This is a genomic window from Capnocytophaga sp. oral taxon 338 str. F0234 (assembly GCF_000192225.1).
Classification (GTDB): Bacteria; Bacteroidota; Bacteroidia; order Flavobacteriales; family Flavobacteriaceae; genus Capnocytophaga.
The window spans coordinates 34,683-60,124 of record NZ_GL872418.1 but is presented as its reverse complement, the minus strand read 5'-3'; the positions used below and the strand labels follow the sequence as shown (position 1 = coordinate 60,124).

Here is a 25,442-nt window from a genome sequence, read left to right as displayed (position 1 = left end):
GAAGAAAATGAATGAAGATGGAGGAAATTGAAGCTATTTATCTTCTTAAAAGAGATAAATTACTTAGAGAAAAACTTTCACAAGAAAGCCCTATTGCTTTTATCTTAGGAGGACAACCTGCTTCGGGGAAAAGTGGTTTAGCAAGCACTATACCATAGAGAACTTTTTAAAGACTGATTATGTTGTTAGAAGAGGAAATAGAAAAAGCCTTAAGCTTGAAAGAAGAGCCGAAATCATCTCTATTAATGATAGATTTAGTTGTTTTAACAAGAAAAAATAATATTTCTAATGAAGAAATCAAGGCTACATTACTAAATTTATTTGTCAAGTATTATGAAGAAGGGGAGAATAATAACGATGAATCGCGTGATAAGGCTGATAAAATTGCAGATTTATTAGATGCTATAGCGTATGATTGTATTTGATAAAGGATGAAAAAGATATTCCAATATACTATATCAGGTACAACAGAGGATAAAGATCTTTCAACATGCCATAGAAGAATCCTTCAGTGATGTATTTCTTATGTCTTTAATGATAAGCACGAGCGAAATGCTTATATCAGCACAAAGATATACAATAATCAATAATTCCTAATAAATCTCTGTTATAAAAGTAGTTATGGATGAAGAAGTTAAAGTTTGTTTACAGGTTGAAATTCCTCGTTTGAGTGAGGATGTGGATATAGACTCTGTGCGACAAGGCTTAAATGACTATGTGAAATCTATTATTTGGGGCATTAATGTTGCAGATTTAGAGGATTGGAGGCTTATGATAAGGGTAACTTTACGCTCCACTAATGGAATAGGCGTCTTTAAAGGGGCAATGCGTTACCCTTCGGATAAAGAATTTGAGTTTTCTATTTCTGTTGCCATACCTAATGAAAAGGAGGCTTCGTATGGAGTTTCTGAAAAAGTAGAAGAGGCTTTTTATGTACCACTGAATGATAAGAACTTTTATGTATTAGAGACTAATTTTGAGAATTATAGCAATCTGTACGAATATATATTGGAGAGTAGTAAGCTTGCCATTCATTTGGCTTTTACAAAAGGTATTAGGTGTAATGGAAAAAAGATTATATTTTTGAATGATGTTACATATAAGAGATAAAATACGTAAAGAATATAGCCTATTATATGATAAAGGGTATAAAAATGAACTTGTCGAAGATGGAGGTTTGTTGTTTTCATCTTTGACCTGTATTCATCCAGAAGTAGGGCTTATCTTTAATTTTACAATAGAGAAAGGTGTTTTATCAATAGCAGTTACAACAAAAGAACTATTAGAGAAAAAGATTTTCTTTGACTTTTTCTATATTTTAAAAGTTCTATATCCAGAGAAAAGATTTGAAGAAATAAAAGAACTTTCTTACCAAGAGGAGGTAGCAGCAAATTTGCTAAAAGTAGAGGAACTATTTAGTGAAAAACAAATTTGTAGTACCATAGAGGAGCTCACTATTGCAATAAAAGAATATTCAAAAGTACGATTCACATAAAAAGACCTATTACAAGTTGGTAAGGAATCAACGTTGTGGTAGGGCTTTAATACATAACCCCAAAATATCAAAATGCTCTGATCAAGGAGTAGATGAAGTAATCTGCCTATTTAGGTATTAATTTTGTATATTTGCAGAAAAATAAAAGCCCTCGCTGGTGTGAGCGTTTTGCTTGTACCTATTATAAAAAATAGCGTGTAGCTTTTTGATGCCAAAGAAGAATAAACCATATTTGTTAAAAACCTGAATGATGAAAGAATCCATTAGTTTAGATACCGCTTTAAACCCTATTTTAACCATGAAACCCTATTTTATAACATTACTTTTTTGTGCTTGCTTTTCTCTTTCTGCACAAGAGAAGGATGAAGGCAAATATACAGAGGAACAATTAGAGGCTTTTGGAGGCACACTTCAGGGACGTGTAAAATCCGTGGAGAGAATCTATTATATAGGCGAAGAAGTATCCGAAGGGGTAGATAAGAAAAGGTTCCCTAATGATGAAGAGTCCAATAGCACGAACGAACATTGCAAATATAGCTTTGACAGAGAGGGTAATATCACCAAATTCCAAACATTTGATACCTTAGGCAATGTAAAGTACAAGCAGATTTTTACTTATAACAACCTTTGGCTCCCTTCACATATAGAAAGTTTCCAATATCAAGACAAAAAAGAAGTAGCACATTCCTTGGAAACTTATACATACAAAGGAAAAGAAGTGGCCTCAAGGGAAACCGTGATAAATACGAGTTTTGATAAGAAAAAAAAGAATGTATTCAAGGATATTACTAAGTTCAATCACAAAGAACAAAAAGAAAGTATTTTAGTGTATGCTGGAAACAAACTACAGGCTAAAATGGCTTTCACTTATGATGCCAAAGGAAATCTGACTAAAGAGGAATACAAAAATCTGACCAATAAAGAAGAGAATACAACTACCTATTATACCTATGATGATAAAGGACAACTTCTTATAAGGGAAAGGATAGAACAAGGAAACAAACACTATTTTGATACCTTTGCCTATCTCTCTAACGGAAAAGTGTGGCAGAAAACTTCTTACGAAACTCACTCAGGAGAAAAAGATAAAAAGAGGAATGAGACCATCACTTATTATACCTATGATGCGAATGGTGACCTCGTAGAAGACCAATACATAGATACGGATGATTTCAAAGTGATTACTTCTTATTGCTATGAGGATAAGAAATTGAAAGAAAATTATACTTATGTACAAGGGACTCTTAAAAGTATTACTTTCTGGAGAGAAGAGAATGGAAAAACGACCCAGCAAGAGGAATTCTCTCCCGATGGAAAGCTACAAGGAGGCGTTTATTATTCTTATGATGAAAAGGGGAATTGTACGATGGAACTTTCCAAAGTCTACAACATAAGAACGAGAACCATAGAAACTATAGGTAAAAGTATTTACAAATATGATAAGTATAACAACTGCATCTATGAAGCTAAATTCTTTAGAGATAGTTTAGATTATCTTATAGAGAGAAACTTTACTTATTATGAATAGGTCTTAACAAGCGCCAATTTGTAACTTACTCCTCAATTCATCACCACGCTGGGAATGAATAGTGAAATGCTGATAAATAATAACTAACCCATGAAATACTTTGTAATATCCTTTGTAACATTATTATTGGCAAGCTGTAACCTTTTTCAAAGAGCACAGCCGGCAGGGGAAAGTGTTGTTGTAGAGGAAAAGCAGCAACAAGAAGAAGTCTTTGTGCCAGTGGAGAAGGAGTTGTATGTGATTAGCCCTACAGCACTGCGATATACAGTGCCAGATATTCATAGTGATCCCGAAGAGGAGGTGCATTCTTTTGGAAATCTTTTTGAGATAGAAGCGGAATCGGAGCATTTCTATAAGATAAAAAGCAATTGGGATTGGTATCTTCGCAAGGAAGATATGGGAAGCTATGAGGATATTCGTTTTACTAAGGAGGTCTTGGAAGCAGTCAATTCTATAGGTAAATGGGAGGGAGATACTTTTGTAGATGAAAAAGAGGGGACTACCCTTTCCAAATACTTTACAATTGACATGATTTCTTATGAAGCATATCAAAAAGCAAAGAAAAAAGGATATTTTCCTTTGGTAAAAGATACCCTCACTATAAAAAAGAAAGAGGGAATACTATCACTCCCTTGTAGCGATACGGTAGTTAAGCTTAAGGATGTAGAAATGACGCCCCAAGATGACTTGGAAGTCTATGAATATGAGGGAGAGATGCAGCCCATACACCAATATCTTATAGCAGGTTACTACTATGAGGCTAGGGGTAAGTTTTTTATAGATAAAAGAACAGGCCATAAAACAGAAATAGAAAGTCACCCTTACCTTTCGCCTGATGGAAAGTATATCATCACTTTAGGGGTGACAGAGATGGGAGGGGCTACAGCTATTGCGCTATATAAGGTGTTAAGCAAAGAGCCTTTTGCTATTGAACTGGTAGTATCCGCTTGGATTCGCTATTGGGTAACCTACGAAGCATCTAAAAATAGACCTACGTTCTTTGGCAAAGATGGGTGCTTGTATGTTGCCATGGATGCTTTAGATAGCTATGAGTATAATTATAAAGAATCAGATAAGCCTTGTAAGTATTTGAGAATCAAAATCAAAGATAGTTATCAGTAAATAACCAACTAATGAAATACTTTGTAATATTTTTGGCATTGTTATCTACCAGTTGTAACCTCTTTCAAGGGCAACAATCGGCAGAGGAAAAGCAACAACAAGAAGAAGTGTTTGTGCCAGTGGAGAAGGAGTTGTATGTGATTAGCTCTACAGCTATGCAATATACAGAACCTGATATTCATAGTGAGCCTAAAGACAGATTAGACTCTTTTGGATATCTCTTTGAAATAGAAGCGGAATCGGAGCATTTCTATAAAATAAAAAGTAATTGGGATTGGTATCTTCGCAAGGAGGATATGGGCAGCTATGAGGATATTCGTTTTACTAAGGAAGCCTTAGAAGATGTTTATATAATAGGTAAAAAACGAGAAGATGGTACTATAGAGAATGAAGAAGGAACTACTCTTTCTAAATATTTTATAATTAATTTGATTTCTTATGAAGAATATCAAAAAGCATTGAGCAATGGATATTTTCCATTGGAAAGAGATACAGTTTCTATTAAAAAAGAAAAATGGATTCTAACACTACCCTGTAGAGATACACTTGTTGAGCTTAAGGATTCAGAGTTGAATCCAGAGGCAGATAGGGAGGAATATGAATATTTGGGTGAGATGAAGCCAATACATCAGTACCTTATAGCAGGAACTTACGACGAGGCATGGGATAAGTTTTTTATAGATAAAAGAACGGGTCATAAGACAGAAATAGATAGTCACCCTTACCTTTCCCCAAATGGGAAGTATATCATTACGCTTGGTGTTACAGAAATGGGAGGACCTACTGCTATTGCCTTATACAAAGTTCTCAATAAGGAGCCTTTCGAAATTGAACTTGTAGCAGTGGTGGGGGTTCGCTATTGGATAGCCTATGAGAATGATAAAAAACGACCTACTTTCTTTGGAAAAGACGGGTGCCTATATGTTGCCATGGATGCCTATGATAGTTATCAATACGATAAGCCAGATAAACCTTGTAAGTATATAAGAATTAAGATCAAACAATAGTTATTATGACAAGATTATTACTTTACTTTTTAGGGATTTTATGGGTAGGAAATGTTTACAGTCAGCACAGGTGTGTTACTTTTCTAGATGGGGAGCAAATTTGCTTTGATGAGAAGATTCCTACTGAAGAAATTGAAAAAATAACCTATGAGCGTAAGTTATTTAAAGCCTCAATAATAGAAGGTTGCTTTAAGGGAAGCCAGTTTTTTATAGATGAACATATAGCCAAGTATCTCGATAAGGAAATGAAGCGCAAAGTATATGACCGCTATTGTTGTGACCCTAATGCTGATGATTTTTTCCTATATCGTGAATATACGGCTTTTGAGTTCAAACAAGGAGACCATATTTTTGTAGCAGACATTCTGGGGGAAAATCTTATAAAAGAATGTTGTAAAGGTTGTAAGGATTATGTAATGACGGCTATAATCTTTACTTTTTATACAAAGAGTGGAACTTATAAAGAGATATTAGTAGAAAAAGGAACTAAAAAATATATTAAGAAATGAGAATCTTACTACTATATGTATCAATCTTATTGTTTGCAGGCTGTAACCTTTTTCAAGGGCAACAATCGGCAGAGGAAAAGCAGCAACAAGAAGAAGTGTTTGTGCCAGTGGAGAAGGAGTTGTATGTGATTGATAAGGAAGAACGGCAAGATAATTATCTTTTCGGCGAGAAAATAAAAATAAGTGCAGAAGGAAATGAGTTTTACAAAACTGATGGAGGAGATTATATAAAAAAGAAAGATGTAGGCGATTGGAATACCCTGAAAACTAAAATCAGTAGGGATGATCTTACAAAAAACGTAGATATTAACGGAAAATCTAACGATCGTATCTCTAAATACCTGATTATAGATCAAATTTCTTATGAAGAATATCAAGAAGCTCTTAGAAATAAGATAGATTTTCTCATAGAAGACACCCTTGCAATTGTAAAGAAGAATAGCAAACTTGCCTTCCCATGTGAGCATAAAACAGTTTATCTAAAAGACCTGCCTAATAGCGTTGAAGATCCTTTTTCTACAACCTATGCTTATGTAGGGAATGTACCTGTTCTCAATCAATATTTAGTTTTTGAAGATTCTGAAGATTTTTATGCTTATATTTTTATAGATAAAACCACTGGTAAGCAAACTGATTTTGAGCGTTTTCCCTTTCTCTCTCCCGATAAGAAGTATATCATTACAATAGGGAGAGCTTATGAAGATTTAGTGGGAAAGATTTCTTTGTATCGCATAAAAAGCATAAAACCATTTGTGATTGAAACTTTAGTAAATGAAGACACAAAATGGTGGGCAGCCTATGATTTTGATAAAGAACCCATCTTTTTTAGTAAAAATGGTTTCTTATACGCCCCAATGAATGTTATCCCAAACTTTTTTGACGAGCATAATAACCCCAATAAACAACGAATGTATATCAAGATAGGAATCAAACGTCAGTAGATAACCAATAACCAACTAATGAAATACCAGCCAACCACTATTCGCCTTTCCTTTTGTATATATGGAGACTATTTTGATGTGGATAAGGTTACAGATATAATAGGGCTTTCGCCTACTGAGACCGCTTATAAGGGAGACCAACTAAAATATCGCGTCAGTGAAGAGACTTTTTGGGAATATAACTTTGCTCCTATCGAAACACTCCTTATAGAAGATAATTTGCAGGTGTTTGCTGCTCAGATAATACCTTGTTTGCCGGCGTTATCCTCTTTTATCAAAGGGTTTGCTCTTACCTCAAAATTACTTGTTTGTGTAGAAATGAGTCCTAAGGAGAGTTGCCCTGCTATAGTTTTTGATAACAAAATACTTGATATACTCCATAGGCTTAATGCTTGGATAGATATTGATATGTATAAATAATGACTAATAACTCATACACTAAGATATTAGTCATTAATATCATTTCCTTTTCTTCTTCTATTGGGAAATGGAGTCTTGATTCATTTTCACATAGTCCTCATTGCCTTCTTTTTTGGCTTTTTGTAGAGAGGTTTCGGCAGCTTTGATAGCTTCTTTGGTTTTTCCTAAGCGAGAGAGAATCACAGCCTGCGCGCGATACATATAGTAAGGAGCATCGGTTTGCATGCTTAGGGACTTGGTGATGAACTCATTAGCCTTGTTGAGGTCTCCGTTGGAGGTAAGCAGGTAGTTGGCCGCTTCGTAGTAATCACGAGCGGAGGATTGTAGGGTAATCTTGTCGGCTATGTTCTCCATGGACTGCTCTTGAGTCTGGGTGTGGAAAGGTAGTTCTACGAGGGTCTTATCCCAGCGTACCGCTATTTTACCATCGTTATAGTTGATTGGATTCAGCTCAATGGTAAGGTATTCTGTTTCCATGGAATAGGGGATAGGTTTAGCCTCGGCTTGTAGGGCGATTTGGTTTTCGTCCCATTGTTGAGGAACACCCCAGTTGTCATTTTTCTTATAGAAGTAGAAAGTCCATTTGTCAGCTTCAGGTTTGGTATAGAGGGCATATTTCCCCTTAGGGAGTACTTTGCCTGCGATAGATACGTCTTCACTGAAAGAGATAGTGGTGTTTTCATTGGCGCCTGTACGCCATACACGGCTGTATGGTACCAGTTCTCCGAAGATTTTTCTACCACGCTTAGCTGGGCGTGTATAGCTTACTTCCACTTCGGTAAGTCCAACCATTTGGCCTATGCTACCCTTTACGCTGGGTTGAGGGAGCTTAATTTGTGTCATAGTTTCATAAAAGAACATAGCATGCTGGTGATAATAAATATCTTTCTCATTAAGTTTATTTTTCGCCTTCCTAATGACAAAAAACATGCCAAATTTTAGGTGAAAGATAAAAAATAAAAAATAAAAGGTAAAAATTTTCAAAAAAGTAGTTCTCAGTCTATCACTGACTGCTGGCTATTGGATTTTAGTCCCATTACAGAGTCTATCAGCGTAGTGAGGAAGAATATACATTTCTTTTCCTTTGCTTAAGCAGAAAGTAAAAGCCACTTCAAAGAGACCAACGATGATAAGTAAAATTCAATTCGATAATAAGTTTTGAATTTTGGAAGGTTATTTCTTTTTTTATCCACATATTACCTTTTGTTCTTTGTTTGAGAAATAATCTATAATAACTTGTAATATAGCCTCTTGCTCTGTAAGGAAAAGCGTATTATCTATGGAATTACAATAGATGACATAACTATAACTATTCCTTTCGGTCAGTAACAAACCTTTTCCTAAGATTTTGTAATACTGGCCTTTATAAAAAACGATAATTTGCCCTCTTGTGATTTCTTTTATTTTAATCATTGTAAATCTTGATGAAATCACATGGCATTCTCATCCTTCTATTTTCATAACTGACAATTAGATTTTTCTAATTTCTTTGTTAGGTGTTTTTTTCTAATTTTTTAAGTTTTTTGAGTATATTTTCCTTTTAAACTATTCTTAGCATCCTCTAATAGTTCGATAAAGGTATTGTATTCTACCTTATGGGTTATTATTTCCTCATTGCTTCGATTAATGGTAGGCGTTTCTACGAAAAAATTATGATCCTCATCGTAGCTAACAAGCGCGATATATTTGCCTTCAATATAGATTTCAGCGACCAAATACTCATAATTACCATCGCTACTTATGAGTATTTCTTTCATCATCAGTTTTATTTTAGGCTATTGATTAGCTCTTTTTCCTTTGGGGTCAAGTGTTCGACTTCAGGGATATAGCTGGGGTTAGGCTGGTACCAATCCTGTTTGTTATAGAAGGCTTGTAGTGTCTTGTCCTTAAAGATATAGCCTCGGCGGGCAAAGGGTAGGTTGCGTAGGAGGCGCTTTTCTTCTTCTGTTTTGGGTTCTGTTTCGTATTTGAAGTTGGGTAGGTCAATGGTGAAGGGGTAGTCAATAGGGAAGCCCGCATTCTGATGTACCCATAGTGCCCAATCATAGATATGGAGTTCTCCCTTGGGGGTGAAATTTTTCTTTTGGAAAAGGAGTAACCCCTGCTGTATATAGAAGTTGGTAGTATTCAGCTCGGTACCGTCTCCAGGTCCTTTGTGGGCTGTTTCAGTGATTTTCCCTATGCCGCTGAGAAGCCATTCTTTGCCACTTTTGAAGAAGGTGCGTTCTATGGAGGCAGTTTGGAAAGCACCCATATCAATGATAAGGGTAAAGTCGTCTATGCGCTTATTCGCCCAGCGGTTGGCGGCAGTAAGGATATAGTCAAAGTGGTAGTTGTAGGCGATGCCGCCAGAGATGTTGTATTTGTAGGTATGCTTTAGGATATTCACGCCCTTTTTGAACTTGGCTTTGAAGTGATAGACGTACCTGAAATCAATATAATTGCCGTCCTTATTTCCATCGAAGGTGTTGAGGTCTATGCTCTTTATTTTTCCCCCTTTGGCATAGAGGGAATCGGTTATATAGGCGATTTGGTAGGGGAGGAAGACATTGTTGAGGTTTACCGTAAAATCAAACATATAAGGGTGGTGTCCGTTTTTAGGGGCACCATCTACATCGCCATCGGGGCTTTCGGCTTCGAAGCCTACGGTGATTTCCTTGTCTTCCTTGGGGTTGAAGAACTCGTAATAGACGGAGACTTCTATATATTTGTTCTGTATCTTTTTGAGATATAGAATTTCTTTCTGTACGGAAATATCAGTTTCCATGATAGGAACCAAGTGATTGCCCGAACCGAAAAAAGCTCCGTCATTGGCGTAAAGGGCAGTGCTTAATAAGAGTAAAAACCACTTCATGAACTTTGAGTTATAGGGTTATAGAGATACAAAGGTAAGTATATTTTGTTTATTATAAAAAAAATCTTTTTTCCTTTGGTGATATAAAAAATATTTTCTATCTTTGTGCTTTATTTACGAATAAAAAAACACAACTGAAATTTAAAATAGAATTTAATCATTGTAATAGAAAATATAAAAGTATGACAACATTTAAACAATCTACCAATGCCCTACATGCAGGGTATGCCCCATTAGCACACCAGGGTGCTCAGGCGGTGCCTATCTATCAGACAACGTCCTATGTATTTGAAGATGCAGATGATGCTGCAGGAAGGTTTAATCTTTCGGTTCCTGGATACATCTATACGAGACTAAACAACCCTACCAATGATGTCTTAGAACAACGCTTGGCTGCCATAGAGAGTGGTGTAGGAGCTGTGGTTACTTCTTCGGGAGCGGCAGCTATTACCACTGCTTTTTTGACACTTTTGCGTACAGGAGATCATATTGTTTCCTCTAATAGTCTTTATGGAGGGACTTATAACCTTTTCAATGTAACGTTGCCACGCTTAGGGATTACTGCTACTTTTGTAGACCCTAGACAGGTAGAGAATTTTGATAAGGCTATTCAGAAGAATACTAGAGCTATTTTCATAGAGAGTCTTGGAAATCCAAAATTAGATGTCTTAGATATAGAAGCTATAGCTAAGGTAGCTTATAAGCATAGAATTCCTCTAATAGTAGATAATACAGTAGCTACTCCTATATTACTTAATCCCATTAAGCATGGAGCTAATATAGTGGTTCATTCTCTTACTAAATATATTGGGGGTAATGGTACTTCTCTTGGAGGAGCTATCATTGATGGGGGTAATTTTGATTGGAGTAGTGGTAAGTTCCCTGAATTTACAGAGCCTTCTGCGGGGTACCACGGACTGGTACTACATGAGGCTTTGGGCAACTTGGCTTTCATTGCTAAGGTACGTATTGAAGGGTTACGTGATTTAGGAGCCACATTAAGTCCCTTCAATGCTTTTCAAATATTACAGAGCTTGGAAACCCTTCCTATTCGAGTGAAGAAACACAGTGAGAATGCACTTGCCTTAGCCAAATGGCTTAAGGAACAGCCTGAGGTGGCATGGGTTAATTATCCTGGATTAGATGATAGCCCTTATAGAGTATTAGCCAATAAATATTTGCAAGGAGGACAGAGTGGTTTGGTTACCTTTGGACTTAAAGGTGGATTTGAGGCAGCCAAAAAGACAGTGAATAATGTCAAGATATTTTCCTTATTAGCAAATTTGGGTGATACTAAGTCACTTATCATTCACCCTGCCAGTACCACCCATCAGCAGTTGAGTGAGGCTGATCAGGCACTTACTGGAGTTACTCCCGACCTTATCCGCCTTTCTGTAGGTTTGGAGGATATTGAGGACTTGCAAGGGGATCTTAAACAAGCCTTTAAATAAATAGAATCATAATTAATTTTATAGAAGATAAGAGGCTGTCCTTGCAAACAGGGACAGCCTCTTTACATAGGTCAAATATGAAGAAAATTAATTTTTAGCCTTTTCTACATTATTCTTGAGAATATATTCAACAATAGTTTTGGAAAGATGAATACGTTTAGGCCCCTGTACATTATGTTTTTGCAGAGGGTAGAGGAAGGAGTCTATGACCTTTCCTTCTTTAATAGCAGCTAAGGAAATTGCTAACATGTTTTGTGGAACCACGGTATCATCTATATATCCATGAATATAAAGGATATTTCCTTTTAAGTTCTTAATATAATTGGTAACACGAGTATCTTCATAACCTTCTGGATTTTCTTCGGGAGTATCCATATAGCGTTCTCCGTACATTACTTCATAGTATTTCCAATCAATAACAGCTCCTCCTGCGACTGCGGTAGTAAAAACGCCTGGATAACGATACATGAGAGAAGAGGTAAGGAATCCTCCAAAACTCCAACCATAGACGGCCATGCGATTGCTATTTACATAAGGAAGAGATTTTAGATACTCTACTCCCACTAATTGGTCTTTCATAGCATAAGTAGCTAAATTACGGTGAATTACACTTTCAAAAGCAAATCCACGATTTTCAGAGCCACGATTATCTAAAGTAAAGATGAGATATTGTTCATTTTGAGCCATGGCTAACATCCATGTATAAGTGCTTCCTGCCCATTCATTAACAACCAACTGAGCATGAGGTCCTCCATATACATATACTAATACGGGGTATTTCTTATTAGGATCGAAATCACGAGGTTTTACCATTTTTCCATACAGAGGAGTGCCATCATCTGCTTTGAGAGTAAGAAACTCTACAGTTCCTAAGTCATATTTTTCAAAAGGATTTTCTGCCTGATAGAAGGTATTAGAGGTGTTCTTATGAATATCCACTAAGGAGACATTATAGGGGGTATTTAAGGCACTGTGGATATCTAATAAATAGCGTCCGCTATGGCTTAGCATTCCATTATGGACTCCTCCTTTAGGGGTGATATTTTTTACAGTTCCTTTTTTGATGTTTACACTATAAATATGTCCTTCACGAGGATCTTCTCCTGTTCCTTTAATGAATACAGTTTCCCCCTTAGTATCAAATCCTAAAACTTCTTGAACAACCCATTTGAAAGAAGTAAGCTGGCGTGATTTGGTGGAGTTGGTAGCACCTATATAGAGGTTCATAAAACCATCTTTCTCACTAAGCCAGATGAATTCGTTAGGCTTATTAGGGATGAAAATGGCGGCTGTTTCAGGTTCTACCCATCGAGAATTGCTCTCTTGCCAGAGAGTTTGTGCCTTTTCCCCTGTTTCACGATTGTATGTATTTAAATCATAGTGATTTTGACCACGATTGACTTCAGCTAAAAGAATTTGTTTTTCATCAGGTGTCCAAGCTAAATTAGTAAGGAAATGGGCATCGTGGTTATCTACTTTAAGATAAGAAGTAGTTCTTTTAGAAAGATCAAATACACCTACTTTAGCGATTTCATTTTTTCCTCCTGCCATAGGGTATTTAATACTTTTTAGGGAAGCAGGAGTGGTAGTTATATCCACTAGAGGGTAATTGGTTACTTGACTGACATCTTTTTGGTAGAAAGCAATATAGTTTCCATTAGGAGACCAGAAGATACCCTTTTGAATACCAAATTCATTTCGGTGGATGAACTGTCCTGAGATAATATTTTCATCCTTGAAAACAGCAATGGGAATACGTGATTCAGAAGTTGTGGCTACGAATAAGTTATTATCTAAAGTATAGGCAACAGCCCTTTGTGCATGATTATATTCTGCATTCTCTGCTTTTTCAGGAAGTGTAATGGTAAAGAGAGGTTTCTCAATTAGATAATCATAGATATGATATTTGTTGCCATTTGTAATTACTAATTGATTACTATCTACATAAACAATGGAGGGATATCCTTGCAAACTGTATGTTTCAGATAATTTTTTAACATTAATAGAGGCTGCTTCTACTCCTTTGTTGTCAAAAATAGCAAAATTGCCATCCTTGTAGTACATGTAATTATCGGTTCCTTCTATCCAGCGCAAGTCATATAAGCGCTTAACCCGTAAGGAATAATTATAAGCGGCTTGGTCAGTCGCTATTGTTTGCTTCTGGCAGAATCCTACAAAAGGGAGACATAAAGCGATGAGGAAACTTATTTTTTTCATTTTATATAAATTTAGAGCTACAAATTTACGTTTTTTTTCATAATAAAAAAAGCAGTGAGGGAATAAATCTCACTGCTTTTTTGTTAAAAAGAAATTACTTTAAGTCTTATGCTTCTGCTAAAGGTTCAATAGAGACATAAGATTTGTTATTCTTTTTCTTTTGGAATCTTACAATTCCATTTATAGCGGCATGTAATGTATGGTCTTTACCCATATATACGTTTTCTCCAGCTATATGTACAGTTCCTCTTTGGCGAACGATAATGTTACCTGCTACCGCAAGTTGACCTCCATATATCTTCACACCCAATCGTTTAGAGTGTGACTCTCTACCATTCTTAGAACTACCGACACCTTTTTTGTGAGCCATATTATTTAATTTAGTACTTGATATTCAAGTGGGTTATACAATTATTTTACAATTCCTCCATTAAGTTCATCTTGCCATTTTTTAAGTTCGTCCCATTTGCCATCAGCAGCAAGGCGAGCTTGTTGAGCCCATGTTTGAGGATCAAGGTGGGCTAAGGTATTACTTGCCTCCATAAGGATGGCATGAATTTCTTCCACGGATTTTTTAGAGAGTTTGTCAAAAGTATCTACTCCTGCCTTTACTAAGGCTTCAGCAGCTTTAGGGCCAATACCTTCTACTTTTTTAAGATCGTCCTTTGGTGTGTTTTTAGATTTGCTTTCCTTTGCAGAAACTTTTTTTCCACCAGAGGCAAGAATTTCTTCTATCATGATTTCAGTAAAAGATTGACGATGTCCATTTTTTACTTTGTAACCTTTGCGTCTTTTCTTTTTGAAAACAATGACTTTGTCTCCTTTTACATGACGTAAAACTTTAGCTTGCACAGAAGCTCCATCTATAGCGGGGGCGCCAATGGTAATGGCTCCATCTTGATCCAAAAGAAGTACTCTATCAAAGATAACTTCACTTCCTTCGGCATTTTCCAAGCGGTGAACAAATACTTTTTGGTCTTTGCTAACTTTGAATTGTTGCCCTGCCATCTCTACAATTGCATACATATTCGGTTGCTTTTAATTAATTAAATTTGGGCGCAAAAGTAAGACTTTTTTCAAAAATAGCCAAACTTTTTTGCAGGAAAATAAATTAGTTTTTCAAGGTTCCCATTCAAACCGTTTTTCTGCCTCTTTCTCTCCTACTTTCACTTTGTTAATATGAGTAAACTTTACATTAGGATCTACTTCTGTGAATTGTAAGGCTTTCTTAATACAATAGTCTATTTTATAGGCGACAGCGATACATACACGGTGATTGCCAACCAGCCCCATTGCCATATAAATATATTCTCCTTTTGTAAAGTAGTCGGTATTGATAAGGTTGATTTCTTGGTTGATTTCTTTGGTTAGATGCATTTTGGTAAAAGATTAGATTTTGTTATTAATTAAGTACTAAAATAAATCATTAGCGGTAATACTTTTATCGTGCTTAGTATAAGCGGTAGGTCGTTTGGCAAAAAAGTCATCAAGTTCGTTTACGAAGACCTCTTCCTCAAACCACAGCATGGGTTTTGCTTCTTCAGCCGTGATACCAAAAGGTTTGCCTAAGTCCAGTTGGGTAAGGGCATCATCCAAGCGATAGCGCATATAATTAGCTAAATCCTTCTTGGTGAAAAAATCTAGTTCACCTTCCTCAAAAATCCAGTCCAGCATCTTATCCTCCAAGAGAATATATTCGCGAATGAACTGAGTAGCCTCTTCTTTTGCTTTAGTGCGGAACTCTGGATTTTCCTCGAAAATAGTCTTGAGAATATAGATGCCTGCATTGGCGTGTACTTGCTCATCTATGGAAGTCCATGCAATAATATTGGCTACATTCTTCATATATCCTTTAAAGCGGGTAAAGGAAAGGATAGTTGCAAACTGGCTAAAGAGGGAGGCATTCTCAATAATTAAGGTAAAGAAAAGGATACGCTCCATAGCATTCTCTCGGTTCTTTGCCAAATATTCCTTAAGCACACCATTTCTTTCTTTGAAGATGGGTACTTCCAGAAGTGTTTCGAACTCATTGTTGTAGCCTAATACCTCCAATAATCGTGAATAGGCTTCTGAATGGCGAAACTCACATTCGGCAAAAGTAGCTCCCAGCCCGTTGAATTCTGGTTTTGGGAAAATGTCATAGAGGTCTCCCCAAAAGGTTTTTACAGCTACCTCTACCTGTGCAATCCCCAATAAAGCACGTTTTACGGCTTCTTTTTCTATTAAGCTGAGATTGGACTTAAAATCTTGTATATCAGCGGTAAATTCTACTTCAGAGTGCACCCAAAAGGTCTGGTGCATCATATCCACGAATTTCATCACTTCTGGATACTCAAAGGGCTTGTAATTTTCTCTTTTGTCAAATATTCCCATTTTTTTATAATTAATGAATAATGATTAATGAATAATGAGGAGGGGGCGAATTGACTCACATACTCCGCTTTCACAGACTTTGCTCCTACAGGCACTAATCACCAATGATTAGATATACTATATAGATTATAATAGCGGCGATGAAAAAGTAAAAGTACCATTTAAAAAAGTCAAAGGGGCTTTTCTTGATGAATAAAGAGTCCTTTTTCTCGGTGGAACTGGTGGTTTGGGTTCCTTTCTTGGGAATGTAGCCAGTTTTGGCTTCCAAATCTAAGACAGCCTTGAAGAGAGGTTCGCGTGCCTTATTGACCTCTTCGGGGGCTTGATCCCAAGCAATGGTGTAGTAACTTCTGACACGCTCCCACATAGGGTGACCTGGGGTTACCTCTTCCTTAACATTGCCTTTTTGGTAAAAGAAATGTACATTGGATCCATCGGGATCAGAGGTGGCACTGATGCTCTCGTAGTTCTCCGAGGAGCGAGTCTTGGACTGAGTGACCGCTGCTTGCAGGTCGGTTTGCTTGCCTAAGAAAAAGTCATCAATGATGTCCTTGGCTTCCTTGAGACCTAAATGAGCCGTCTCCATCAAGAGCTTTACCGCTTCTAGCTTGTGACCCTCACGGATAAGGGTCTCTATCTGGCCAATGTCAGTTTGTGTCATAGTGAAAAAATTATGTGCAAAATTAGAACTTTAAGTAGGGTTTTGCAACAAAAAAAGAGGATGATGTCATAAATACTTATAAACAAAAGACTTATTTTTTCCACATAAGATTGTTAATAACTTTTTGTCTCCTATTCTTTATTAGAGTACTACTTATTAAAAATCAGCGAGATACTATTTTTGTAGTAAAAAAAAGAAAAAAGTAAGAGTTATATAAAAATAAATATGTACTTTTGCCGGTAAATTTGCAATTAATTAAAGTTCTTTATGCTCACACGTAGGCACATTCGTGTAAAGGTAATGCAGTGCATTTATGCACTGCATCAGGAAGAAAATCATAACTTGCAGCGTCAGGAAACTTTCCTGCAAGCAAGTATGGATAATATGTATAGCTTATATATTATATTAATGGGTTTGTGGGTAGCCCTTTATGAGCGTTCTAAGCAAATGCAGCTTCTCTTCCAAAGCAAGTTTATCCGTAATGAGGACATTTCACATACTTTGTTTTCTGAGAATAAAGCATTACAACTTATTATAACTAATAAGCAATTGAATGAAGCAATTGAACAGGAAAAGAAATTATCTTGGTATACCTATAATGAGTATGTGAACATCTTATACAATAAGTTAGTAGAGAGCAAAATATATAGAAGACAAATGGCTCTTGAAAGGACTTTTGAGAAAGATAGACAATTTTTGGTGGAACTTTACACAGAAGTGATTGCTCCAAATGAAGAACTTTTTGACTTTTTATCAGATAAGGAAATTACATGGAGTGACGATTTTCCTATAGTGAATACCTTGATAGTAAAGCTTCTTAAGGGACTTTCACAGGGAAAAGAAGCAAATCTCCTTCCCCCTTTGTTCAAAGATGAGTCTGATAAGGAGTTTGGAAAGGAACTCTTAAGGAAGACGATATTAAATGATGAGTTGTTTCATCAATATTTAGTGGAAAAAACTCCCCAGTGGGATACAGAGCGTATTGCTGAAATTGATGCTATCCTTATTAAGATGGGAATTACAGAATTTCTTAAGTTTCCTAGTATTCCTGTAAAGGTTACACTTAATGAATATGTGGAGATAGCTAAAGAGTATTCTACCCCTAAGAGTAGTGTTTTTATAAATGGTATTTTGGATACACTTTCTAAGGATTTCATACAAGAAGGAAAACTCAAAAAAATAGGTAGAGGACTTTTATAATGATAAAGAATTAATAAAAAAAAGGATTTTATGAAAAAAATATTTTTTTTAGCAGGAATTGCCTTATTGGCTTCTTGCTCAGAAAATGGTACAAATGCTGCCAGTAAGATCAAGCAAAGTAACTTAGAAGAAGCTCAAAGGACAGCAGAACAAGCAAATCAGTTTCCCGTAATAAAATTTGAAGAAACTACTCATGATTTTGGAGAAATCAAACAGAATGTGCAAGTAGAAACCTCCTTTGAATTCAAAAATACAGGAAAAGTACCTTTAGTAATTACCAATGCTACCAGTAGTTGTGGTTGTACTGTTCCAGAATATCCTAAAGAAGCTATTGCACCAGGAGAGAAAGGAGCAATAAAAGTAGTATATAATGGTTCAGGCAAGGATGCTATCTCTAAGACAGTCACCCTTACCACTAATACAGAACAAGGTACAGAACTCCTTACTATTAAGGCTTTTGTAAAAGAATAATAACACAGATTTTATGAATATAGTATTACAAGCAGCTCCTCAGGGGGGAGGAGGTAATTTCCTTTTTATCCTGATAATGGTCGTTATCATGTTTGCTTTTATGATATTTCCTTCTATGAGAAGACAACGACAAGAAAAGAAATTCTACGAATCACTTAAAAAGGGAGATAAGGTAATTATGAAGAGTGGATTACATGGGAGGATAGTGGAACTTACAGATACGTCTGTAGTGATAGAAACCCTTTCTGGAAAGCTTAAATTTGAACGCACAGCCGTGTCCTTGGATTACTCTCGAAGAATACAACAAACAGAAGATAAGTAATCTAAAGACAAGTAATCTTATGTATGTAATAAGGTAAAAAGTAATAAATTCTATTACTTTTTACCTTTTACTCAATATCTAAGTCCTGAATATTTATTTAGAATCACTTATAAATTAAATGCAAGAACTTATAACACGAGGGGAAGTGCTTCCTTTGATGGAGTCTTTTTATACTATTCAAGGAGAAGGATTTTATAAGGGAACAGCGGCTTATTTTATTAGGTTAGCAGGTTGTAATGTAGGATGTCATTGGTGCGATGTTAAGGAAAGTTGGGATGCCTCTATACATACACTAGTTCCCATTAAAACAATGGTAGAAGAAGCTTTTAAATTCTCAAAAATAGCGATTATTACAGGGGGAGAACCCCTGATGTATAACTTAGATCCTCTGACAGAACTTCTTAGAAGTAAAGGAATTCGTACTCATATAGAAACCTCTGGTGCTCACCCTCTTACAGGTGTTTGGGATTGGATATGTCTCTCTCCCAAAAAGAATAAGCGCCCACTTCCACCAATTCACCAAAAAGCCAATGAACTAAAAATGATTATTTATAATCAGCATGACTTCCTTTTTGCGGAGGAAATGTCCGTTCTCACTCGTACGGATTGTATCCGTTACCTACAACCTGAGTGGAGTAGAAGGGAGAAAATGATTCCTAAGATGGTAGAATATGTAATGGAACATCCTCAATGGAAAATTTCCTTGCAGATGCATAAATACTTGAATATTCCTTAAATGATATATAATGTTCAAACGTATTTTTAGTTATATTCTTCCTTTCTCTCTCTTCCAGAAAGAATCAACTATAAGTGGATTGCTTTCTGTAACACTTCTCAATGGAAAACAAATACTTAATTCTCCTAATACTGATTATTCTTATGGGAGTCTCCAACGTGTATTGCGCTTTGGACTCCATAAGATAGGTTTTGACCTTATTCGCAGCCAAGAAAAGGTGCTTGTATTAGGTTTGGCGGCAGGAAGCGTAGTGGAGACCTTAGTAGAAGAGGTTAATTTTCAAGGAGAAATACATGGAGTAGATATAGATAAAGAGGTAATAGAGATAGGAAAGCAATACTTCCATTTGGGAGAGATAAAAAACCTGCAGATATTTATAGAGAATGCACAGGATTATATAAAAAGAACACACGATAGATATGATTTGGTAATAGTAGATATTTTTCAAGACGATAGAATGCCTAACTTCCTTTTTGAGCCTTTATTCTTTAATCAAATTAATAACATCATAAACAAAGAAGGGATAATTCTGTTTAATACAATTGTGAAGAACAAGCAAGAATTTCAGAGAAATAGGAGTTTTATGCATATTCTTAAGGAGAAATATAATATCTTAGTTTTTTCAAAAATAGAATTAAATAATGAACTGATTATTTTAACGAAGAAATAATTATAGATACTTTTTAAATGATTCTCTTGGGTAAATCATAAAAAAAACGTAGTTTTGTAGAAGTTAAACATATCTAAAAGATTTTGAAATATGAAAAAAATGATTTTCTCCCTACTTATATTTTTAGTAGGTAATTTTGTTAGTGCACAGAGAATCTCTCTAGAGAATAATCCTCAAGAGAACCAAACGCAAACTCCTATGAAAAAAATTCTACTTGCCAGTACTTCAACTGTTTACGGAGGTACTTATTTATCCTATTTGAAAGAAGAACTTGTACGCTTCTTTGATGGGGTAGATGAAATTCTATTTATTCCTTATGCACGTCCCAGTGGTATCTCTCATGATGAATATACTGAAAGGGCAAGAACATTTTTTGCCACCATTGGCAAGAAGGTCGTGGGAATACACACTTTTTCGAATCCTGCAGAAGCAGTAAGAAAAGCCAAAGCTATTTTTACAGGAGGAGGGAATACGTTTTTACTTGTGACTAAGCTCTATGAGAATGGAGTAATAGAACCTCTTCGTGAAGCCGTTAATAATGGAACTCCTTATATGGGAGCTAGTGCTGGAACCAATATAGCAGGGCAGAGTATGCAAACTACAAATGATATGCCTATCATCTACCCACCCAGTTTTAAAACTTTAGGGGTAGTGCCTTTCAATATCAATCCACATTACCTTGACCCAGATCCTAAGAGCAAGCATAAGGGAGAAACCCGTGAAACCCGTATCAATGAGTTTCATGTACTAAATGAGACTCCTGTTATTGGCTTACGTGAAGGAAGTTGGCTTGTAATAGAAAATGGTAAACTTACACTCAAGGGCAAACTTACAGCTCGTATTTTTGAGCAAGGTAAAAAGCCTTATGAATGGGATGGTAAAAAACCTCTTTCCTTTTTTAAATAAAGAGAAATTATCAGAATTGTAAGCCTAATTCCCGAATAAAGGTTTCTAAATAAGGATTTTGTTCTTTTAATGCTTTGTATTTCTCCTCAGGAGTATAAGCAATATTGGAGGTATTTTCTTTATTTACAGTAATCTGTAGTGAAATATTATAGTTGTTTAGTGACTTACAAATATAGGCAAGCAATCGTTTTTGTTGAGAGAGGATTTCTATTTGTGCAATATCAGTAGCTACTTCTAATTGGATCATATCATCCTTAATAGTAGGCGTATTTTTGCCCAAATTAGTGATAAGGAGGTGTTCTCCTCTTTTATCTAAAATAGTCAACATGTTTTGCCATACACGCGCAAAATCATCTGATGAATAGTCATCGGTAGCAAGGTTTTGTGCGTGTATATTTTTGTCATCACGTACTTTAGCTGCTTCACGCTTAAGTTGAATGCTCTTGAGAGAAGTAGCCGAGACACTATGTTCAGGAGGAGAGACCGTTGTGGAGGAACTGTTTTCTTTTGTTGAAATATTATATGTATCTTCTTTATTTACAGTCTCTTGTGTTGTGGTTTTATGAAAGAAAGCAACAGGAATTATATATCCATCATTTTTTTTTTATCCCCTTCAAAGGTTAATGAGGCAAGTTGCATTAAGGTAAGTTCCACCAGTAGGCGAGGGGTACGGCTTGTCTTGTACTCTAGGTCGCATTTGGTGGTAATTTCTAAAGCTTTTATAAGGAAAGGAAAATCACATTGTTCGGATTGGGTTGCATATTTCCTTTTGGTTTCTTCACCTACTTCCATAAGAGCAATGGTTTTGCTATTCTTGCAAACCATTAAATCCCTAAAATGCCCTGCTAATCCTGCTATAAAATGTTGTCCATCAAAACCATGAGCAAGAATACCATTGAATTCTACTAGAAGTTGTGGAATGTTATTTTGTAGGATAAGGTCGGTAATTTTGAAATAGGTATCATAATCCAATACATTAAGTATTTCTGAAACAGCCTGTCGGGTGATAGTTTTCCCACAGAAACTCACGACCCTATCAAAAATAGAAAGAGCGTCGCGCATAGCACCATCTGCCTTTTGAGCAATGATTTGTAGGGCTTCATCTTCAGCATTTAATCCTTGTTCTTTAGCAATATACTTAAGATATTCACGAGCATCATTTATAGTAATCCGTTTGAAATCAAATATCTGACATCGGGAGAGAATAGTGGGGATTACTTTATGTTTTTCGGTAGTTGCAAGGATGAAAATAGCATGTGCAGGGGGTTCTTCCAATGTTTTAAGAAAAGCATTGAAAGCAGCATTAGAGAGCATGTGTACCTCATCAATGATATATACTTTGTACTTTCCCACCTGAGGGGGGATACGTACTTGTTCAATAAGGGAGCGGATCCCTTCTACACTATTATTAGAAGCTGCATCCAACTCAAATATATTAAAGGCAAAATCATTATCTTCCTCTTGAGTAGAGGTTGTTTTTTCATTGATTTTCTTTGCTAGGATACGGGCGCAAGTAGTTTTGCCCACTCCACGAGGACCTGTAAAAAGTAGGGCTTGCGCTAAGTGATCATTAGCGATAGCATTCTCCAGAGTGTCAGTAATGGCTTGTTGACCCACTACATCCTTGAATGTCTGTGGGCGATATTTACGTGCAGATACTATAAATGGATTCATGCGACAAAGATACGAAAATAATAATTAGTTTTTAATGATCGAGAATGAATTTTTTAGTTATTTTTGATTAGTCATTAATCATTAATGAAATTTTCTCCCATTCTTCCATAAGAGTATCTAAGGCTTCTTTCTTCTGTCCATATTCTTCTAAGAGAGAGGCTGTGGGAGATACACTCTGTAACTGTTCATCCAATAGGGCAAGTTCTTTTTCTAAGTTATTGATCTGATTTTCTACTTTACTAAGTTGATTTGTGAGTTTTTTTCGTTCTTTTTGTTCTTCATAGGATAAAGTTTTCCCCTTATCTACCAAAGCATTTTTTTTCACTTCTTTACCTTTTTCTATTTCTCGGAAGGAGGAAACGGCTCTTTGCTCTAAGTAGAAGTCAATATCTCCTAAATACTCTTTGATATTATGATTCTTGAATTCATATACTTTTTCAGTGAGTCCAGTAAGAAAATCACGGTCATGGGAAACAATAATCAGTGTTCCCTCAAAGCGTTGTAAGGCTTGTTTGAGGACACTTTTGGAGGCAATATCCAAGTGATTAGTGGGTTCGTCCATTACCAGAACATTGAAAGAAGAAAGGAGCATTTTTGCCAATGCTAAACGGTTACGTTCGCCCCCGGAGAGGACTTTTACTTTCTTCTCCACTTCATCGCCACGGAAAAGAAAAGCCCCTAATATGTCCCGTACTTTAGTGCGATTGGAGTCATTGGCAGCATTGAGCATTGTATCAAGTAAGGTGAGTTCACCATCCAAATACTGGGCTTGGTTTTGAGCAAAGTAACCAATTTCCACATTGTGACCTAAGCGAATATTACCCTCAAAGGGAATCTCTCCTATAATCATTTTGGCAAGAGTGGTCTTCCCTTGACCATTTTGTCCTACAAAGGCTATTTTACTTCCTCGTTCTACCAGGAGATTTACATCCTTTAAAATATTCTTTGCTCCATAGCTCTTGCTCACATGGTTTATCTCCAGAACTACCTTGCCTGGTTGTTGGGAAATAGGAAAATGTACGGACATTACAGAATTATCCTGCTCATCTACCTCAATGCGTTCAATACGCTCTAATTTTTTGATGAGTGATTGTGCCATGGAAGCTTTAGAGGCTTTGGCACGAAATTTATCAATAAGTTTTTCCGTTTGTTGAATCATTTTTTCTTGATTCTTCTGAGCGGAAAGCTGTTGGGCTATCATCTCTTTTCTTAGTTCCAAGAAAGCAGAGTAAGGTTTAGGATAATCATAGATACGTCCTGCTACTATTTCAATAGTACGATTGGTTACATTATCCAAGAACATCTTGTCATGGGAGATGATCACCACTGCTCCAGGAAAAGTCTTAAGAAATCCTTCAAACCATATAATGGATTCTATATCCAGGTGGTTGGTAGGTTCGTCCAAGAGAAGAATGTCATTTTTTTCCAAAAGGAGTTTGGCAAGTTCTATTCGCATGCGCCAACCTCCTGAGAAACTATCGGTTAGGCGGGTGAAATCCTCTCTAGAAAAGCCTAAGCCCGTCAGGATACGTTCCGTATCCCCTTTGTAGGAGTAACCTCCGTGAATTTCATATTCATGAGTGATGTCATGTAGGCGTATGAGCAGTTTATTATAACTCTCACTTTCATAATCGGTGCGCTCTGCCATCTCCAAATGGATAGCGTCCATTTCTGCTTCCAAATCAATGAGATTGGAGAAGGCTTGGTATGCCTCCTCAAGGACGGTACGCCCTGCAACAAAGTCAATATCTTGCCTTAAGTAACCTATTTTAGTGTTTTTCTCCAAGGCTATAGTTCCCGTATCGGGATGTAACTGACCGGAGAGAATTTTAAGCAAAGTGGATTTTCCAGCTCCATTCTTTCCAATGATTCCTACACGATTGCCTCCATTGAGCATAAAAGCTACTTCCGAAAAGAGTGTTTCTCCTTGGAATGAAATAGATAAGCCACTGACATTCAACATTTATTATAAGATTAAAAAGTAGGGGCAAAGATAGGAAATAATTATCAAAGGCTAATGAATATTAAGTATATTTCTTTGGGACAAAAATAAATAAGGCTGATAAAAAAACAGCCTTATTGTACTAACCTTAATTTTATTTATTTTTTACTACTTCTTCTAAAGGTAATCGTTTCTTAGGGGTAAAAGAAGGTTGATTTTTATCCTCAGGGTTACGATAGCCAATAGCTACAGCAAAAAGCGTACGATAATCGTTCTCTTGGAGAATCTTGTCATATTCTTCAGGAAGAATACCTTCCATAGGAGTGGAGTCAATCCCTATAGAGGCACAAGCAGAAAGGAAATAACCTAAGGCAATATACACTTGGTGGGCAAGCCATGACCGAACGAAAGCTTCTCCTTTAGTTTTTATTGTTTGTCGGTAGAAGTTGGCTCCTGTCTCGGAAAGGAAACTTTTAGATTTTTCCTCAAAGAGTTCTTCACTGGCTATTACCCTGAATACTACCAGATGGCTTGCCTCTCTTACACGTTGTTCATTGATGAAAGAAACTTTGGCAAAAGCATCGTTCTTAAGTTTCTCATCACTCACAAATACAAACTGCCATGGTTGGCTATTGATAGAGGAAGGACAAAGTCGTAGAATTTCTCTTAATTCTTGGATTTTTTCCTCTGGGATGCGTTGATTGCTATAAGTTTTAGTAGTATAGCGAGTTTGTGCTAATTTTAAGAAATTCATATTGAATCAATTTAAGAATAGGCAAAGGTAATAAATATTTTCTATTTTCAATGCTAAATAGATTTATTTCTTAATAAATATTTTTAAGCATTAATTTTTCCAGAATGTATAATAAACATGGTAAAATTATTATATTTGGATTTTAACAACCATAAACGTTAAATAATAATTAAAAATTAATAATTAATC

30 protein-coding genes are annotated in these 25,442 nt (G+C 36.1%); 17 read left to right on the top strand and 13 right to left on the bottom strand.

The annotated features are described in order from the left end of the window. The first annotated feature begins 17 nt into the window (after nucleotides 1–17). The 10 genes from HMPREF9071_RS12175 to HMPREF9071_RS11110 all read left to right on the top strand — a co-directional run bounded on the left by HMPREF9071_RS12175 (nucleotide 18) and on the right by HMPREF9071_RS11110 (nucleotide 7,022). On the top strand, nucleotides 18–158 hold the full coding sequence (locus HMPREF9071_RS12175; RefSeq protein WP_253908291.1) for a zeta toxin family protein: 141 nt from the start codon (nucleotides 18–20) through the stop codon (nucleotides 156–158). Nucleotides 159–179: 21 nt separating this feature from the next. After that, nucleotides 180–425, top strand: coding sequence for a hypothetical protein (locus tag HMPREF9071_RS11150; protein WP_009401347.1), 246 nt, complete (start codon nucleotides 180–182; stop codon nucleotides 423–425). A gap of 196 nt (nucleotides 426–621) precedes the next feature. Further along, nucleotides 622–1,110: an Imm9 family immunity protein gene (gene imm9, locus HMPREF9071_RS11145; RefSeq protein WP_009401346.1), complete on the top strand. Its 489-nt coding sequence runs from the start codon at nucleotides 622–624 to the stop codon at nucleotides 1,108–1,110. Beyond that, complete coding sequence (locus HMPREF9071_RS11140; protein ID WP_253908290.1) at nucleotides 1,091–1,495, top strand: hypothetical protein; 405 nt, start codon at nucleotides 1,091–1,093, stop codon at nucleotides 1,493–1,495. The genes imm9 and HMPREF9071_RS11140 overlap by 20 nt, the downstream gene beginning before the upstream one ends. A gap of 250 nt (nucleotides 1,496–1,745) precedes the next feature. Further along, complete coding sequence (locus HMPREF9071_RS11135) at nucleotides 1,746–3,023, top strand: hypothetical protein (protein ID WP_040358723.1); 1,278 nt, start codon at nucleotides 1,746–1,748, stop codon at nucleotides 3,021–3,023. 90 nt (nucleotides 3,024–3,113) lie between these two features. Next, entirely contained in the window at nucleotides 3,114–4,145 is a 1,032-nt protein-coding gene (locus HMPREF9071_RS11130) for a hypothetical protein (protein WP_009401342.1), read from the top strand. Between the two features lie 11 nt (nucleotides 4,146–4,156). Next, nucleotides 4,157–5,152: a hypothetical protein gene (locus HMPREF9071_RS11125; RefSeq protein ID WP_009401341.1), complete on the top strand. Its 996-nt coding sequence runs from the start codon at nucleotides 4,157–4,159 to the stop codon at nucleotides 5,150–5,152. 5 nt (nucleotides 5,153–5,157) lie between these two features. Further along, complete coding sequence (locus HMPREF9071_RS11120) at nucleotides 5,158–5,661, top strand: hypothetical protein (RefSeq protein ID WP_009401340.1); 504 nt, start codon at nucleotides 5,158–5,160, stop codon at nucleotides 5,659–5,661. Continuing rightward, entirely contained in the window at nucleotides 5,658–6,602 is a 945-nt protein-coding gene (locus HMPREF9071_RS11115) for a hypothetical protein (RefSeq protein ID WP_009401339.1), read from the top strand. Before HMPREF9071_RS11120 ends, HMPREF9071_RS11115 begins: the two co-directional genes overlap by 4 nt. Before the next feature lie 18 nt (nucleotides 6,603–6,620). Continuing rightward, complete coding sequence (locus tag HMPREF9071_RS11110) at nucleotides 6,621–7,022, top strand: DUF4279 domain-containing protein (protein WP_009401338.1); 402 nt, start codon at nucleotides 6,621–6,623, stop codon at nucleotides 7,020–7,022. A 57-nt stretch (nucleotides 7,023–7,079) separates the two neighbouring features. Here HMPREF9071_RS11110 and HMPREF9071_RS11105 read toward each other — a convergent pair whose 3' ends face one another. From HMPREF9071_RS11105 to HMPREF9071_RS11090, 3 genes are all read right to left on the bottom strand, one after another. Further along, on the bottom strand, nucleotides 7,080–7,952 hold the full coding sequence (locus HMPREF9071_RS11105; protein ID WP_009401337.1) for a DUF2911 domain-containing protein: 873 nt from the start codon (nucleotides 7,950–7,952) through the stop codon (nucleotides 7,080–7,082). Nucleotides 7,953–8,536: 584 nt separating this feature from the next. Next, nucleotides 8,537–8,779 (bottom strand): hypothetical protein, encoded by a 243-nt coding sequence (locus tag HMPREF9071_RS11095; protein ID WP_253908289.1) that lies wholly within the window; start codon nucleotides 8,777–8,779, stop codon nucleotides 8,537–8,539. Nucleotides 8,780–8,787: 8 nt separating this feature from the next. After that, entirely contained in the window at nucleotides 8,788–9,876 is a 1,089-nt protein-coding gene (locus tag HMPREF9071_RS11090; RefSeq protein WP_009401334.1) for a YARHG domain-containing protein, read from the bottom strand. Between the two features lie 182 nt (nucleotides 9,877–10,058). On the opposite strand from HMPREF9071_RS11090, the gene HMPREF9071_RS11085 reads away from it, so the two are divergent. After that, on the top strand, nucleotides 10,059–11,327 hold the full coding sequence (locus HMPREF9071_RS11085) for an O-acetylhomoserine aminocarboxypropyltransferase/cysteine synthase family protein (RefSeq protein ID WP_009401333.1): 1,269 nt from the start codon (nucleotides 10,059–10,061) through the stop codon (nucleotides 11,325–11,327). 87 nt (nucleotides 11,328–11,414) lie between these two features. On the opposite strand, the gene HMPREF9071_RS11080 is transcribed toward HMPREF9071_RS11085, so the two are convergent. The 6 genes from HMPREF9071_RS11080 to HMPREF9071_RS11055 form a co-directional block, all read right to left on the bottom strand. Further along, the gene (locus tag HMPREF9071_RS11080; protein ID WP_009401332.1) at nucleotides 11,415–13,544 is read right to left on the bottom strand and encodes a DPP IV N-terminal domain-containing protein; all 2,130 of its coding nucleotides are present in this window, start codon (nucleotides 13,542–13,544) and stop codon (nucleotides 11,415–11,417) included. 106 nt (nucleotides 13,545–13,650) lie between these two features. Then, on the bottom strand, nucleotides 13,651–13,914 hold the full coding sequence (rpmA, locus tag HMPREF9071_RS11075; RefSeq protein WP_009401331.1) for a 50S ribosomal protein L27: 264 nt from the start codon (nucleotides 13,912–13,914) through the stop codon (nucleotides 13,651–13,653). Between the two features lie 41 nt (nucleotides 13,915–13,955). Further along, nucleotides 13,956–14,570, bottom strand: a complete 615-nt coding sequence (rplU, locus tag HMPREF9071_RS11070) for a 50S ribosomal protein L21 (RefSeq protein WP_009401330.1) — start codon at nucleotides 14,568–14,570, stop codon at nucleotides 13,956–13,958. A gap of 93 nt (nucleotides 14,571–14,663) precedes the next feature. Beyond that, nucleotides 14,664–14,921, bottom strand: coding sequence for a hypothetical protein (locus HMPREF9071_RS11065; RefSeq protein ID WP_009401329.1), 258 nt, complete (start codon nucleotides 14,919–14,921; stop codon nucleotides 14,664–14,666). A gap of 36 nt (nucleotides 14,922–14,957) precedes the next feature. After that, nucleotides 14,958–15,917 carry a ribonucleotide-diphosphate reductase subunit beta gene (locus HMPREF9071_RS11060; RefSeq protein WP_009401328.1) on the bottom strand — a complete coding sequence of 320 codons (960 nt, stop codon included), beginning with the start codon at nucleotides 15,915–15,917 and terminating at the stop codon, nucleotides 14,958–14,960. A 94-nt stretch (nucleotides 15,918–16,011) separates the two neighbouring features. Further along, on the bottom strand, nucleotides 16,012–16,578 hold the full coding sequence (locus HMPREF9071_RS11055; protein ID WP_009401327.1) for a hypothetical protein: 567 nt from the start codon (nucleotides 16,576–16,578) through the stop codon (nucleotides 16,012–16,014). Nucleotides 16,579–16,845: 267 nt separating this feature from the next. On the opposite strand from HMPREF9071_RS11055, the gene HMPREF9071_RS11050 reads away from it, so the two are divergent. The 6 genes from HMPREF9071_RS11050 (at nucleotide 16,846) to pepE (ending at nucleotide 20,883) form a co-directional block, all read left to right on the top strand. Then, nucleotides 16,846–17,778, top strand: a complete 933-nt coding sequence (locus tag HMPREF9071_RS11050) for a transcription antitermination protein NusB (RefSeq protein ID WP_009401326.1) — start codon at nucleotides 16,846–16,848, stop codon at nucleotides 17,776–17,778. 30 nt (nucleotides 17,779–17,808) lie between these two features. After that, the gene (locus HMPREF9071_RS11045; protein WP_009401325.1) at nucleotides 17,809–18,249 is read left to right on the top strand and encodes a DUF1573 domain-containing protein; all 441 of its coding nucleotides are present in this window, start codon (nucleotides 17,809–17,811) and stop codon (nucleotides 18,247–18,249) included. A gap of 13 nt (nucleotides 18,250–18,262) precedes the next feature. Then, nucleotides 18,263–18,571 carry a preprotein translocase subunit YajC gene (gene yajC, locus HMPREF9071_RS11040; protein ID WP_009401324.1) on the top strand — a complete coding sequence of 103 codons (309 nt, stop codon included), beginning with the start codon at nucleotides 18,263–18,265 and terminating at the stop codon, nucleotides 18,569–18,571. 118 nt (nucleotides 18,572–18,689) lie between these two features. Next, on the top strand, nucleotides 18,690–19,307 hold the full coding sequence (locus HMPREF9071_RS11035; protein ID WP_009401323.1) for a 7-carboxy-7-deazaguanine synthase QueE: 618 nt from the start codon (nucleotides 18,690–18,692) through the stop codon (nucleotides 19,305–19,307). Between the two features lie 10 nt (nucleotides 19,308–19,317). Then, on the top strand, nucleotides 19,318–19,977 hold the full coding sequence (locus HMPREF9071_RS11030; RefSeq protein WP_009401322.1) for a spermidine synthase: 660 nt from the start codon (nucleotides 19,318–19,320) through the stop codon (nucleotides 19,975–19,977). Nucleotides 19,978–20,175: 198 nt separating this feature from the next. Further along, nucleotides 20,176–20,883, top strand: a complete 708-nt coding sequence (pepE, locus tag HMPREF9071_RS11025) for a dipeptidase PepE (RefSeq protein ID WP_040358759.1) — start codon at nucleotides 20,176–20,178, stop codon at nucleotides 20,881–20,883. A gap of 10 nt (nucleotides 20,884–20,893) precedes the next feature. On the opposite strand, the gene HMPREF9071_RS11020 is transcribed toward pepE, so the two are convergent. From HMPREF9071_RS11020 to HMPREF9071_RS11005, 4 genes are all read right to left on the bottom strand, one after another. Then, the gene (locus HMPREF9071_RS11020) at nucleotides 20,894–21,211 is read right to left on the bottom strand and encodes a hypothetical protein (protein ID WP_009401320.1); all 318 of its coding nucleotides are present in this window, start codon (nucleotides 21,209–21,211) and stop codon (nucleotides 20,894–20,896) included. Nucleotides 21,212–21,465: 254 nt separating this feature from the next. Next, a complete protein-coding gene (gene dnaX / locus HMPREF9071_RS11015) occupies nucleotides 21,466–22,557 on the bottom strand; it encodes a DNA polymerase III subunit gamma/tau (protein ID WP_009401318.1) in 1,092 nt (363 codons plus the stop codon). Between the two features lie 67 nt (nucleotides 22,558–22,624). Then, the gene (locus HMPREF9071_RS11010; protein ID WP_009401317.1) at nucleotides 22,625–24,520 is read right to left on the bottom strand and encodes an ABC-F family ATP-binding cassette domain-containing protein; all 1,896 of its coding nucleotides are present in this window, start codon (nucleotides 24,518–24,520) and stop codon (nucleotides 22,625–22,627) included. 133 nt (nucleotides 24,521–24,653) lie between these two features. After that, nucleotides 24,654–25,253: a nitroreductase family protein gene (locus HMPREF9071_RS11005; protein WP_009401316.1), complete on the bottom strand. Its 600-nt coding sequence runs from the start codon at nucleotides 25,251–25,253 to the stop codon at nucleotides 24,654–24,656. Between the last annotated feature and the right edge of the window lie 189 nt (nucleotides 25,254–25,442).

Bases quoted from the DNA above. Each gene is read 5' to 3' on its own strand.
- HMPREF9071_RS11035 (WP_009401323.1), top strand. From the start codon at position 18,690: ATGCAAGAACTTATAACACGAGGGGAAGTGCTTCCTTTGATGGAGTCT.
- HMPREF9071_RS11105 (WP_009401337.1), bottom strand. From the start codon at position 7,952: ATGTTTTTTGTCATTAGGAAGGCGAAAAATAAACTTAATGAGAAAGAT.
- yajC (WP_009401324.1), top strand. From the start codon at position 18,263: ATGAATATAGTATTACAAGCAGCTCCTCAGGGGGGAGGAGGTAATTTC.
- HMPREF9071_RS11110 (WP_009401338.1), top strand. From the start codon at position 6,621: ATGAAATACCAGCCAACCACTATTCGCCTTTCCTTTTGTATATATGGA.
- HMPREF9071_RS11115 (WP_009401339.1), top strand. From the start codon at position 5,658: ATGAGAATCTTACTACTATATGTATCAATCTTATTGTTTGCAGGCTGT.
- HMPREF9071_RS11010 (WP_009401317.1), bottom strand. From the start codon at position 24,520: ATGTTGAATGTCAGTGGCTTATCTATTTCATTCCAAGGAGAAACACTC.
- HMPREF9071_RS11150 (WP_009401347.1), top strand. From the start codon at position 180: ATGTTGTTAGAAGAGGAAATAGAAAAAGCCTTAAGCTTGAAAGAAGAG.
- HMPREF9071_RS11140 (WP_253908290.1), top strand. From the start codon at position 1,091: ATGTTACATATAAGAGATAAAATACGTAAAGAATATAGCCTATTATAT.
- rpmA (WP_009401331.1), bottom strand. From the start codon at position 13,914: ATGGCTCACAAAAAAGGTGTCGGTAGTTCTAAGAATGGTAGAGAGTCA.
- HMPREF9071_RS12175 (WP_253908291.1), top strand. From the start codon at position 18: ATGGAGGAAATTGAAGCTATTTATCTTCTTAAAAGAGATAAATTACTT.
- HMPREF9071_RS11135 (WP_040358723.1), top strand. From the start codon at position 1,746: ATGAAAGAATCCATTAGTTTAGATACCGCTTTAAACCCTATTTTAACC.
- HMPREF9071_RS11030 (WP_009401322.1), top strand. From the start codon at position 19,318: ATGTTCAAACGTATTTTTAGTTATATTCTTCCTTTCTCTCTCTTCCAG.
- HMPREF9071_RS11085 (WP_009401333.1), top strand. From the start codon at position 10,059: ATGACAACATTTAAACAATCTACCAATGCCCTACATGCAGGGTATGCC.
- HMPREF9071_RS11120 (WP_009401340.1), top strand. From the start codon at position 5,158: ATGACAAGATTATTACTTTACTTTTTAGGGATTTTATGGGTAGGAAAT.
- HMPREF9071_RS11020 (WP_009401320.1), bottom strand. From the start codon at position 21,211: ATGTTGACTATTTTAGATAAAAGAGGAGAACACCTCCTTATCACTAAT.
- HMPREF9071_RS11060 (WP_009401328.1), bottom strand. From the start codon at position 15,917: ATGGGAATATTTGACAAAAGAGAAAATTACAAGCCCTTTGAGTATCCA.
- HMPREF9071_RS11045 (WP_009401325.1), top strand. From the start codon at position 17,809: ATGAAAAAAATATTTTTTTTAGCAGGAATTGCCTTATTGGCTTCTTGC.
- HMPREF9071_RS11050 (WP_009401326.1), top strand. From the start codon at position 16,846: ATGCTCACACGTAGGCACATTCGTGTAAAGGTAATGCAGTGCATTTAT.
- imm9 (WP_009401346.1), top strand. From the start codon at position 622: ATGGATGAAGAAGTTAAAGTTTGTTTACAGGTTGAAATTCCTCGTTTG.
- dnaX (WP_009401318.1), bottom strand. From the start codon at position 22,557: ATGAATCCATTTATAGTATCTGCACGTAAATATCGCCCACAGACATTC.
- HMPREF9071_RS11065 (WP_009401329.1), bottom strand. From the start codon at position 14,921: ATGCATCTAACCAAAGAAATCAACCAAGAAATCAACCTTATCAATACC.
- HMPREF9071_RS11005 (WP_009401316.1), bottom strand. From the start codon at position 25,253: ATGAATTTCTTAAAATTAGCACAAACTCGCTATACTACTAAAACTTAT.
- HMPREF9071_RS11055 (WP_009401327.1), bottom strand. From the start codon at position 16,578: ATGACACAAACTGACATTGGCCAGATAGAGACCCTTATCCGTGAGGGT.
- HMPREF9071_RS11125 (WP_009401341.1), top strand. From the start codon at position 4,157: ATGAAATACTTTGTAATATTTTTGGCATTGTTATCTACCAGTTGTAAC.
- rplU (WP_009401330.1), bottom strand. From the start codon at position 14,570: ATGTATGCAATTGTAGAGATGGCAGGGCAACAATTCAAAGTTAGCAAA.
- HMPREF9071_RS11090 (WP_009401334.1), bottom strand. From the start codon at position 9,876: ATGAAGTGGTTTTTACTCTTATTAAGCACTGCCCTTTACGCCAATGAC.
- pepE (WP_040358759.1), top strand. From the start codon at position 20,176: ATGAAAAAAATTCTACTTGCCAGTACTTCAACTGTTTACGGAGGTACT.
- HMPREF9071_RS11095 (WP_253908289.1), bottom strand. From the start codon at position 8,779: ATGAAAGAAATACTCATAAGTAGCGATGGTAATTATGAGTATTTGGTC.
- HMPREF9071_RS11130 (WP_009401342.1), top strand. From the start codon at position 3,114: ATGAAATACTTTGTAATATCCTTTGTAACATTATTATTGGCAAGCTGT.
- HMPREF9071_RS11080 (WP_009401332.1), bottom strand. From the start codon at position 13,544: ATGAAAAAAATAAGTTTCCTCATCGCTTTATGTCTCCCTTTTGTAGGA.